We start from the raw sequence: 8,404 nt of genomic DNA, 5'->3' as shown, positions 1-8,404 counted from the left end.
TAAAAGAACGGGTTCTCCCATTCTTTTCCAGTGTTTATCTATGAATCAGGGCATCGTTGGATTCTTTCGATCCCTCCGCACGATCCCCCGCTCAAACTTCGATCTGAATGTGTTCGCAGGGAACATTCCAGTTCATCAATCCACGCAGCTGACGAGTTAACAGCTCAACGCTGCCGGTTGTCGCGATCCGCAGCGTGCCCTGCCCGGGTTGAGCCGGGGCCTCGAGTGCGATGCTTTCCGAATCAATCAAAGGGATCCCCAGCACCTTCGCAAATTGATCGCGCGCAAACGGAAAATGCGTGCACGCCAGAACCGCAAGGTCAAAGCCATTCCGGTAAGCATTCAGTTCGCCCTTCAGATACGTTTCAATTTCCTGCTTCGGACAGAGATGCTCGATCATAAACGCCAGACAGCTCAAGCCGACTTCCTTCACCTCCGCCTGCGGAAGCTGCCGCGCTAAAACCTGCTGGTAGCGATGCGACTGGGCTGTAAACGGCGTCGCCAGCACGAGAATCTTCTCCGTCGAAGCCGGAATTTGTTCACATGTCTTGGAGATAATCTCCACGATCTGCGCCTGTCCGCGATAACGGCGGGCGATGCCGGTTGCACTGGCTGTGTTGCACGCGACCACGATCCGGTCGGCGCCCTGTTTTTCCAGCCAGTTCAGATTCAGCTGCAATAAATCCAGTAATGTATCACGGTCCAGCGAACCATACGGGACATGCGCCTGATCAGCCAGGTAAACAAAATCTTCCTGCGGCCACCGCTGGCGAAGCTTATCCAATAACCGCAGACCACCGATTCCTGAATCAAAAACGCCGATCATTCTGTGCCTTCTTTCAACGTGTGATGTTCCTCAACCAGCTGCCGGGCCAGCGCCGGGCCGACATACCGGTAGTGTTCCGGCCGGGCCAGCTTGTTGGTTTCCGTGACTTTGTCTTCCGTATAGGACTGGACAAAGCCGAACCGCCAGGCGTTTTCCTGCAGCCATTGAGACTGCGGAGTCGTGCTGAAATCTTCCGACTGCTTGCCTGTTGCGGCAAAATCGACAGCCAGACCGAGCTGATGCTCGCTGTGGCCGGGATAATCAACATACAGGATCGCTGAGGAACCGTACTGTTCCTTCGCCTGCTTATACAATTCTTCCTGTTTTGGATAGCTGACGTACCCTTCGGTGACGATCAGCCCGCCGCAGGCCCGCGTGCTGACCTCCGCCTCTGCCGCTTCGCACAGCTGCCGCAGCGGCTGCTGAAGCCGCGCGTCCACCAGCATCGGCTTTTCCTCACCGTTAACCTCGACAGTCAGCTGCGGGATATCCGCTAACGCTTCCAAATGCAGCGGCACATGCGTGGCGATCGTGTGATCATCGTCTACCAGCGTATCCAGCGCCGAGGGATCGAGCACCAGCGTGGCGTTGCGGTAATACGGATCGCCACGATCCAGCCAGTCCTTGACTTCCTCGTAGCTGTAAGCCAACATCAGCTGCGCCAGATCCTGCACTGCGATCTGATCGCGCGTTTCCTCTACCATCTTGACGATGAGGGCCGGCGCGTAATTGCGGTAGGAGAACGCCTCCTCCATGTAGTTGTATTCCGGGGCATGATAAACGCTGAACCGCTCCGCCTGGATATACGGTACGAACGTTGAAGGGGCAATCGAATATTCGATGATATACTCGATGTCCTCATCGCTTAAGTATTCGTCGATCAGCGCGCGGCTTTTCGGATCCTGATACGGATAGCGGGAAAGCCGGTCGTAGCGGATATTCATCACGATTAAACACCCGGCGCATAACGCGGCAACCGCCGCGACAAAAAGCAAGCGTTTGATTTTCAAAAAAACCACCTCATGTCTTAGTATAACATAAATCGAAAAGAATAGCCCCCTCTTGGGGGCTAGATTTCAATTTCGCGGCATCGGATTAACTCCACCACGGCCTGTGCCCGCCCTTTGACGGCAAGCTTCAGGATCACGTTGGAGATGTGGTTGCGGACGGTTTTCTCACTGATGTTCAGCTGTTCACTGATCTCTTTCGTATCGTAATTGCTGACCAACAGATCAAAGACTTCCTTCTCCCGCCGGGTCAGAATCTTTTTCATGGCTGTCCTCCTCTTGGTTTCTAAACCATAGTATGCAGGACAACAGGGTTAAGGTTCCACATGCAGCGTATCAAAAATTCTTTCCGCGACTTCCTGCGGCACAACCTGGGCGATCTCCTCGATCGTCGCTTCTTTTAACCGCTTAAAACTCTTAAATGTGCTCATCAGTTTCTTCTTGCGGACTTCGCCGACCCCGTCGATTTCATCCAGAATCGACTTTGTCTGGGCTTTCTGACGCAGCTTGCGGTGATAGCTGATCGCAAAGCGATGGACTTCGTCCTGCATCCGCGTTAATAAGAAGAATAACGGCGATCCCGGTTCAACGTCGACGATCTCCAGACGTTCGTTCATCAGGCTGGCCGTCTGATGCTTGTCGTTTTTCACCAGGCCGCAGATCGGGATATCCAGATCAAGCGAACCAAGAATTTCCTTCGCCGCTTCAATCTGAGTCAGACCACCGTCGACTAAAAGCAGGTCGGGAAACCGTCCGCCTTCGTTCAGCAGCCGGAAATAGCGCCGGTACAGCACTTCCTTCATCGAATCGACATCGCTGTTTTCAGTATGCAGCTTAAACAGCCGGTAATCGTTTTTACATGGCAAGCCGTCCTCAAACACGACCATACCGGCAACGGTAAAGGCACCGGAAATATGCGAGTTATCGAAAATCTCAATCCGGGACAAGCCGGGTATCCGCAGCTTTTGCGCCAGCTGCCGCATCGATTCCTCCGTCGTTTCATTCTGCCGTTCCATCACTTCAAATTTCTGAAGCAGGTTGGTCTTGGCGTTGTTGGACGCCATGTCCAGCAGCTTTTTGCGATAGCCCTTGACCGGCTGAATCAGCTTGCAGGTGATGACCTCCTGCAGCGCTTCGATATCCAGCTCCAGCGGTACGATCACTTCCTGAGGCAGCGGATGGTTCTGATAATACTGCATTAAAAAGGAAATCAGTTCTTCCTCCGGATCGCCATACAGCGGCGTCAGCGACAGCTGGCGTTCCAGCAGCTTGCCGGAGCGGATGAAGAAGCCCTGGATCGCGAGGTAGCCCTTATCCGCGTAACAGGCGAACACATCGCGGTCCTTGTTGTCCTCAACCTGAACCTGCTGCTTGTCGGTAATGTGCTCGATCGAAGTGATCAAATCCCGGTACTCGCGGGCTTTTTCAAACGCCAGTTCTTCTACTGCGGCGTTCATCTTAGACTTGAGCTCGCTGACCAGATCCTTGACGTCCCCGCGCAGAAAGCGGGTGATTTTCTCGGAGATTTCCTTGTAGATTTCCGGATCGACGTTCAGCTCGCAGGGTCCCAGGCACTGTCCGATGTGATAGTACAGGCACAGCTTCTTCGGCATTTTATCACACTTGCGCAGCGGATAGAGCTGGTTGAGCAGCTTCATCGTCTGATGCGCCGCCGAAGCGTCCGGGAACGGACCGTAGTATTTCGCCTTGCGGTCTTTCTTGGCGTCGCGCACAACCCGCAGCGTCGGATAAGCTTCATGGGTCAGCTTGATATAGGGATAAGAGGAATCGTCCATGAACATGATGTTGTAGCGCGGACGATACTTCTTGATCAGATTGATTTCCAGCACCAGCGCTTCCTTCTCGCTGGAAGTGACGATGTAGTCAAAATCGACGATGTTGCTGACAAGCTTGGTCGTCTTGTAATTGTGCGCGCCTACAAAATACTGGTTGACGCGGTTTTTCAGTTTTTTGGCCTTGCCGACATAGATGATCGTGTCATTTTTGTCCTTCATCAGATAGCAGCCGGGCTCTAACGGCAGCGTCTGCAGCTTGGCCTTCAGTGCGGAGCTGATCATTTCGCTTTCCCCGTCTTCAGCGTGACGACGGTCGCTCCGGCGCCGCCTTCACCTGCGCCGCCGATCCGCCAGCTCTCGACGCGCTTGTCGCGGTTAAGCTTCTCCTGAACCGCTTTGCGCAGCACGCCGGTACCCGCGCCGTGGATAATCCGGACGGAGCCGATCCGGTCGACAACGGCGTCATCGAGATATTTGTCGACGATTTCCAGCCCGTCCTGGACATGGCAGCCGATGATGTTGCATTCCAGATTCACAGTCTTCGCGCGCAGCGCTTTCATCGACATCCCGGAGGGTGCCGGCTTGTTTTTCCGCCGCTGGGTCGGCCGCATGTCTTCCAGCTTGACGGTCGTGCGGATGCCGTTGAGATCGACGACAGCCTGATTGCGCTTCAGCTGCAGAATCTCGGCAATCTGACTGGATTTTTTCAATTCCACAAAGGCGCCGACCTGAAACTGCGGTTCCGGCTCATCGTTGGCTTCCTCTTCCAGCTGGGCTTCGCTTTTGCCCAGGGCGTTGAGCTGATGCTGCTTCTCGATGATCTCGTGCAGCTTCATCGTCTTTTGACTTTGACGCAATTCTTCCAACAGCGCCTCGCCTTCCGCTTTTACCTCTTCCAACTGCTTCTGCGCCTGTTTTTCCGCCGCGTCGAGAATCCGCTGTTTTTCTTCGCTCAGCTTCTGCAGCTCGCGCTCGAGGTGCTGCCGCTGCTGCTCTGTCTGCGCGATCAGCGCTTCCTGTTTTTCCTTCAATTGTTGATTTTCCAGAATCTGGGCTTCCAGCTTCTCGATCAGCTCGTCCTCCTGGGAACGCTGCTGGCGCTTTAAAAACTCCGCTTCGCGGATAATTTTCTCTTTCAAGCCGAACCGCCGGGCGATTTCAAAGGCGTTCGACTGACCGCTCAGACCTTCGATAAAATGATAGGTCGGCATCATCTTCTCCACGTCGAACTGTACCGACGCGACCAGAATGTCCTCATGCCGCTTGCCATAAAGCTTTAAGCGGCCATAATGAGTGGTGACGACGCTTAAGCAGCCCTTCTCGCGCAGATCGTTCAGTACGGCGATCGCCAGGCTTTCGCCTTCCTTCGGATCGGTGCCGGAGCCTAATTCGTCCAGCAGAACCAACGATTTTTTCGTTGCGTGCTGAGTCACGTCGGCCAGCTTCGCCAGGTGCGCGGAAAACGTCGACAGTGACTGCACGATCGACTGATCGTCGCCGATATCGACAAACACCTGATCGAACAGCGGGATTTCCGCGTCCTCGCAGCACACCGGAATGCCGCAGTAGCTCATTAACACAAACAGCCCGATAATCTTTAACGAAACGGTTTTACCGCCGGTATTCGGGCCGGTGATCATCAGCATTTTCTGTGGTTCGATAATCCGATACGTGTTGGCAACAACCGTCTTCGGATCGATCAGCGGGTGACGGGCCTGATTCAGAACCAGCGTCCGCCCTTCCGACAGCTTCGCGACGACGCCGTTATGACGCTGACCCCATTGAGCCTTGGCGAACAGCGCGTCCAGGATCGCCAGCGTTTCCAGGTTGGCCAGATACGGTTCGGCAACGCTTTTTAACAAACGGCTGCATTCGACGAGAATCCGGTCGATCTCATCCTGTTCGCGGGAGATCAGCGTCTGCTTGCGGTTATTCAGTTCGATCAGACAGCCCGGCTCGACATACGCCGTCGCGCCCGAGGCGCTCTCGCCGTGGACAAACCCGCCCAGACTGTTTTTCTCCGAAATTTTTGCCAGGACCACGATCCGGCCGTTGCGGGTCGTCGTGATCGAATCCGTCAACAGACTTGCATGCGACTGAACGAAGCGCTGGCTTTCCCGCACCAGCTCGGCTTCCGTCTGATGCAGACTGCGGCGGATCTGCTTCAGCTCCGGCGACGCGCTGTCGAGCACTTCACCATAGGGTGTAAAGCAGCGTTCCAGCTGCTCGGCGACTTCCAGATGCGGCTCCATGGTATCCGCCAGCTCATGGATTTCCTTGCAGGGCAGCTCCACGGATTTCAGATACCCCTGCGCGCCGCTGACACCGCGGGCATGATCGGCCGCCTGAATGAGTTCCTGAGGCGTACAGACGCCGTCCCGCAGCACCGTATGCAAAGACCGTGAAAGATCGCGGATTCCATAAAACGGCATCGGACCGAATTGAATTACAGCCTGCAGCGCTTCCGCGATCCGCCGGTTTTCCTTCGCAATGACCAATGGCGAAAAGCTTGGCTGCAGTTCCTCTATTTTTTGTTTTCCTAACGAAAAGGCGCAGAGCTGAGCGATTTGCTGCTTAATCAGCGCCAGCTCCAGGCCGTTGCTACTGTTCATCGTTATTCTCCTTTCAGTGAATTCAGTAAAGCTTGAAGATTTTGAAAGGTCAGCTGATTGTCATTCAGCCAGTCTTTAATCAAGGTGCGGTCCTCGTCGGTCAGCTGATCCCAGCCGTCCACCAGCTTCTGCAGCTGGTTTTCATCCTGCGGCATTTCCAGCAGTTTTTCATTGATTACCGCCGCAGCCTTGCCGGGCATCGACAACAGCGTCGCGTCGATCACCTGCTGCCCGTTTTCAAAAAACGGAAGCATCAGCAGGATCGAAAAGACGACCAGCCAGATCCCGGTATTGACCAGCCCGAACAAGCCGCCTAACAGCTGATTGGCCTGTTTGACCAGCGGGATTTTCCCCAGCATCTTTACCACCGGACGGACCAGCAGCAGAATCAGCTTGCAGATGATAAACACGGCGATAAACCAGACGATCTGATTCATCAAGCCATACACCCAGGGCCCCAGCACCGTATCCCGCGCCGGATTCAGCGACGCTGGAACGATTGCCGCCCACTCCGCCAGCACCGGCGAGAACAGCCACGCGGCAAACAGCGACAAAAGCAAACCCACGCAGTCCATCAGCTGGATTAAAAAGCCCCGTTTTACCCCGATCAAAATCTGAATCGCCGCCAGGATCAGCACCGCGGCGTTAATTACCATATAAGTCTGGCTCTCAATTACCATTTTCCATCACTCCTACCTGAGGAACATGATACCGAAAAACAAGCGATTTTGCAAATCCTGTGTTATCATAAGTACCAGAGGTGAATCCATGAACACGATAACACTGCTGCTGACTAGCTCCCAGATCGAGCGTTTGTACGCCGCCTGGAGCGAGTTTGAAGTCAAAGCCCCGGCCTATGCGCGCTATCAGCTCAAGCCGGAAAACTGCACGATTACCGCTTACCAATCCAATAAAGTCGTCTTTCAGGGAAAGGACGCGATGATTTACGCCGCACCGTTTCAGGCCGAGGATCAGCTGGAAAATACCAATCTCAGCCAGGGAAAGTCTGATTTTCGACGCTTCGCCAAACAGACCCACGCCGGCAGCGACGAGGTCGGCACCGGCGATTATTTCGGTTCCGTCTGCGTGTGTGCCTGTGCCGTCGAGCAGCAGGATCTGGCGTGGCTGCAGGAATTAAAAGTCAACGACTCCAAGCAGATCAACGACGAAGTGATTCTGCAGACCGCGCCGCTTTTAATGGAACGGCTGGCGTATTCCTTGCTGATTCTGCCGCCGGTCAAATACAATCAGATCCATAGTCAGTGCAATATGAACCAGATCAAGGCGATCCTGCATAATCAGGCGTATGTCCATCTCAAGCGCAAGCGCGGGAGTCTGCCGCAGGCGGCGATCGTCGATCAGTTCACGCCGGAAGTCAACTATTATCGGTATTGTCAAGGGCAGAAAGAAGTCGTCCGCGGCCTGCATTTTGAAACCAAAGCGGAAAGTCATTATCCTGCCGTTGCCTGTGCTTCCATGATCGCCCGCTGCGCATTCCTCAAAGCCTGGGACGCGATGGAGAAACAATGGGATATGTCGTTTACCAAAGGCGCCGGCAGCGTTGTTGATCAGGACGGCGCGGCCTTTGTCAAAAAACATGGTGAGCAGCATTTAAAAGAAGTAGCGAAGCTGCATTTCAAAAATACGGAGAAAGTCGCCGATTTGTTATAAAGGAGAAAATCGCTGAAGCAGGAGAAATCCTGCTTTTTTATCGCTGCAATTGAAAAAGACCCGGACTGGGTCTTCTCATGAAAATCAATTTTTGCGATCCTCTGCTGACTGCCTCTGAAAAATTCTAATTGATCATCCGATGTTCTTGATTGCAAAATACAGCGGACTAACCGGAACACAGGTTACTGATTTTTTCACCTGATCTCCCCGCTATTTTCAGTCGCTTGCCTGATGGAATTTTTCCGAGTCATCCTCAGTTTGACTGAAACCGGAAACGATTTCTTTTTTTAACAGTTCCAGTTGTTGAAGATTGATTTTGGTGCAAAGCTGGATGAACTGATCATTACAATGATTTCTCAGCATTTCCTTTGCGGTTTCTAATCGTTGCTTTTCGATACCTTGTTCAATGCCACGCTCAATGCCTTGTTCAATGCCTTCTTCTCGACCTTCTATTCTGCCTTCTTCCCGGCCTTCTGCCAAGCCTTCCCGTTT

At 53.7% G+C, this 8,404-nt stretch carries 8 protein-coding genes; 1 reads left to right on the top strand and 7 read right to left on the bottom strand.

Going from position 1 to position 8,404, the window contains the following annotated elements; all coding sequences use genetic code 11:
* Positions 1-91 precede the first annotated feature (91 nt).
* From HOLDEFILI_RS18380 to HOLDEFILI_RS08460, 6 genes are read right to left on the bottom strand one after another with little or no spacing between them, the layout of a single operon-like run.
* Positions 92-826, bottom strand: coding sequence for a glutamate racemase (locus HOLDEFILI_RS18380; protein WP_006059181.1), 735 nt, complete (start codon positions 824-826; stop codon positions 92-94).
* Positions 823-1,836, bottom strand: coding sequence for a M15 family metallopeptidase (locus HOLDEFILI_RS18375; RefSeq protein ID WP_050766949.1), 1,014 nt, complete (start codon positions 1,834-1,836; stop codon positions 823-825). The genes HOLDEFILI_RS18380 and HOLDEFILI_RS18375 overlap by 4 nt, the downstream gene beginning before the upstream one ends.
* Positions 1,837-1,895: 59 nt before the next feature.
* A complete protein-coding gene (locus HOLDEFILI_RS08475) occupies positions 1,896-2,099 on the bottom strand; it encodes a helix-turn-helix domain-containing protein (RefSeq protein ID WP_006059179.1) in 204 nt (67 codons plus the stop codon).
* Positions 2,100-2,147: 48 nt separating this feature from the next.
* A complete protein-coding gene (gene uvrC / locus HOLDEFILI_RS08470; RefSeq protein ID WP_006059178.1) occupies positions 2,148-3,911 on the bottom strand; it encodes an excinuclease ABC subunit UvrC in 1,764 nt (587 codons plus the stop codon).
* Positions 3,908-6,241 (bottom strand): endonuclease MutS2, encoded by a 2,334-nt coding sequence (locus HOLDEFILI_RS08465; protein WP_006059177.1) that lies wholly within the window; start codon positions 6,239-6,241, stop codon positions 3,908-3,910. The genes uvrC and HOLDEFILI_RS08465 overlap by 4 nt, the downstream gene beginning before the upstream one ends.
* A 2-nt stretch (positions 6,242-6,243) precedes the next feature.
* Positions 6,244-6,921, bottom strand: coding sequence for a CvpA family protein (locus HOLDEFILI_RS08460; protein ID WP_006059176.1), 678 nt, complete (start codon positions 6,919-6,921; stop codon positions 6,244-6,246).
* Positions 6,922-7,009: 88 nt separating this feature from the next.
* Here HOLDEFILI_RS08460 and rnhC point away from each other — a divergent pair, with 88 nt between their 5' ends.
* Entirely contained in the window at positions 7,010-7,912 is a 903-nt protein-coding gene (gene rnhC / locus HOLDEFILI_RS08455; protein WP_006059175.1) for a ribonuclease HIII, read from the top strand.
* Between the two features lie 216 nt (positions 7,913-8,128).
* Here the strand turns inward: rnhC and HOLDEFILI_RS08450 are convergent.
* Positions 8,129-8,404, bottom strand: a 276-nt coding sequence (locus HOLDEFILI_RS08450; RefSeq protein ID WP_006059174.1) for a Yae1 family protein, incomplete at its 5' end; no start/stop codon positions are given.

This window comes from Holdemania filiformis DSM 12042 (assembly GCF_000157995.1).
Classification (GTDB): Bacteria; Bacillota_I; Bacilli_A; order Erysipelotrichales; family Erysipelotrichaceae; genus Holdemania; species Holdemania filiformis.
Note: the sequence above shows the minus strand (reverse complement) of the source record. Positions and strands in the feature narration are given on the sequence as shown.

Excerpts from the sequence above, each read along its gene's own strand:
- HOLDEFILI_RS18380 (WP_006059181.1), bottom strand. The coding sequence starts at position 826 with ATGATCGGCGTTTTTGATTCAGGAATCGGTGGTCTGCGGTTATTGGAT.
- HOLDEFILI_RS08475 (WP_006059179.1), bottom strand. The coding sequence starts at position 2,099 with ATGAAAAAGATTCTGACCCGGCGGGAGAAGGAAGTCTTTGATCTGTTG.
- uvrC (WP_006059178.1), bottom strand. The coding sequence starts at position 3,911 with ATGATCAGCTCCGCACTGAAGGCCAAGCTGCAGACGCTGCCGTTAGAG.
- HOLDEFILI_RS08465 (WP_006059177.1), bottom strand. The coding sequence starts at position 6,241 with ATGAACAGTAGCAACGGCCTGGAGCTGGCGCTGATTAAGCAGCAAATC.
- HOLDEFILI_RS08460 (WP_006059176.1), bottom strand. The coding sequence starts at position 6,921 with ATGGTAATTGAGAGCCAGACTTATATGGTAATTAACGCCGCGGTGCTG.
- rnhC (WP_006059175.1), top strand. The coding sequence starts at position 7,010 with ATGAACACGATAACACTGCTGCTGACTAGCTCCCAGATCGAGCGTTTG.